At 70.2% G+C, this 2,002-nt stretch carries 2 protein-coding genes and 1 pseudogene; all 3 read left to right on the forward strand.

The genetic code is table 11. From position 1 onward, the window contains the following. Positions 1–335: hypothetical protein (locus V7067_RS17630; protein WP_334177187.1), on the forward strand; the 335-nt coding region annotated here is incomplete at its 5' end. A 312-nt stretch (positions 336–647) separates the two neighbouring features. After that, complete coding sequence (locus tag V7067_RS17635) at positions 648–1,601, forward strand: ABC transporter substrate-binding protein (protein ID WP_334177188.1); 954 nt, start codon at positions 648–650, stop codon at positions 1,599–1,601. Between the two features lie 85 nt (positions 1,602–1,686). Then, positions 1,687–2,002, forward strand: a pseudogene (locus V7067_RS17640) (ABC transporter permease); the annotation flags it as partial.

Below are 2,002 nucleotides of genomic sequence, written 5' to 3' on the forward strand. Positions count from 1 at the left end.
GCAAGCCTCTGGACTCCGGCAAGCCTCTGGACTCCGGCAAGCCTCTGGACTCCGGCAAGCCTCTGGACTCCGGTAAGCCGCTGACTGGCCAGACGCTGCCTGTTGAGGCGCTGACCGGCGACGGACGGTCGTCCGGAGCCGCTCAGAACGGGCTGCCGCCGGTCGGGCAGAGCCGGACCGGCCGGGACCGGGAACGGCGGGCCGGTGAGACCTCCGATCCGGCAGACCGGCGCCGCGGGCGGTCTGCTTCGCCGGCTCTCCGGCCGCAAGGCCGCGGCCTGTCGCGCGGCGCGGCAGCGGCGGGCGCGGCATTTCGCGATGCCGGCGGCAATTGACAACGCGCAGCCCGGCGCCTTTGGTGGCGCCGATATCTCTCCGTGACGCCGGAGCGGAGCGGCGCGGGCCTGAACGGGCCCGGCAGCCGACCGCTCGCTCCTCCGCTCTGCCCGCCCGCGTGCGGGCACCGGGTCCGGTCGGGGCCGCCCCGCGGGGCGCTCCCATCGCAGGATCGGGTGACACGGCCCTCTTGAAAAAGGTGACCCATGCCCCTCTTTGCGTCTCTGCTTCCCGCCAGCCCCGGGCCGGCGACCGCCCGCCCCGCCCTTGCCCCGTTTGCCGGCCTCGCGCGCACCGCCCTGCCGGCAGGTCTGGCGGCGCTGGCCTTTGCGCTGGTGGCCGCCGCCGGCGTGCTGCCGGCCCGTGCCGACGACCTGCCGCTGGTGGCCGTGACCGCCATCGTCGAGCACCCGGCTCTCGATGCCGCCCGCGACGGCGTCAAGGCCGCACTGAAGGAGGCCGGCTTCGAGGATGGCAAGAACATCCGCTTCGTTTACGAGTCCGCGCAGGGCAACCCGGCCACCGCCGTGCAGATCGCCCGCAAGTTCGTGGGCGACGAACCGGCGGTGATCGTGCCGATCGCCACGCCCTCGGCACAGGCCGTGGCCAGCGCCACCAAGGACATTCCGGTGGTGTTCATCGCCGTTTCCGATCCGGTCGGCGCCGGCCTGATCGAGAGCCTCGGCAAGCCGGGCGGCAACATCACCGGCGTGTCGGACTTCTCGCCCATCGGCGATCAGATCGCCCTGATCCGCGAGATCACGCCGGCCGCCAAAACGCTCGGCGTCATCTACAATCCCGGCGAGGCGAACTCCGTGTCGCTGGTGGAGGCGTTCCGCGGCATTGCCGAGGATCGCGGCTACAAGGTCGTGGAATCCACCGCCAATACCTCCGCTGCGGTGCAGCAGGCCGCCCGCGCGCTGGTCGGCAAGGCCGACGCCATCTATGTGCCGACCGATAACACCGTGATTTCCGCGCTGGAATCGGCCGTGAAGGTGGCGCAGGAAGCGCAGATTCCGCTCTACACCGCCGACACCGATTCCGTGGCCCGCGGCGCGGTTGCCGCCATCGGCTTCAACTATTTCGATGTCGGCAAGGAAGCCGGCGCCATGGTCGTCGACGTGCTGGGCGGCCAGAACCCCAGCAAGATCCCCGCCGTGGTCGCCAAGGGCACCAACCTTGTGATCAACCCCGGCGCGGCCGCGAAATATGGCGTGACGATTCCCGAGGCGGTTGTGGCCAAGGCCACCACTGTCGTGAAATAAGCCGCGTCCAGACCGCACTTTTATCCCGCATCGGAGCCGGCGCAGGCGGACAAGACCCGTCTGCGCCGGACTGCCCGGAGCCGCCATGTCCCTCATCGCCCTACTCGGCAGCGTCGAACTCGGCCTCGTCTATGCCTTCGTCGCGCTCGGCGTCTATTTCTCGTTCCGGGTGCTCGACTTCCCCGACCTCACCGTGGACGGTTCCTTTCCGCTCGGCGCAGCCACTGCGGCGGTGCTGATTCTGGCCGGCGTCAACCCGTGGCTGGCGACGCTGGCGGCCATGGCCGCGGCCGCCGCGGCGGGTCTCGTCACGGCCCTGCTCAATCTGCGCTTCGGCATTCTCAATCTGCTCGCCTCCATTCTCACCATGATCGCGCTGTTCTCCATCAACCTGCGCGTCA

Source organism: Pseudoxanthobacter sp. (genome assembly GCF_036822375.1).
Classification (GTDB): domain Bacteria; phylum Pseudomonadota; class Alphaproteobacteria; order Rhizobiales; family Segnochrobactraceae; genus Pseudoxanthobacter.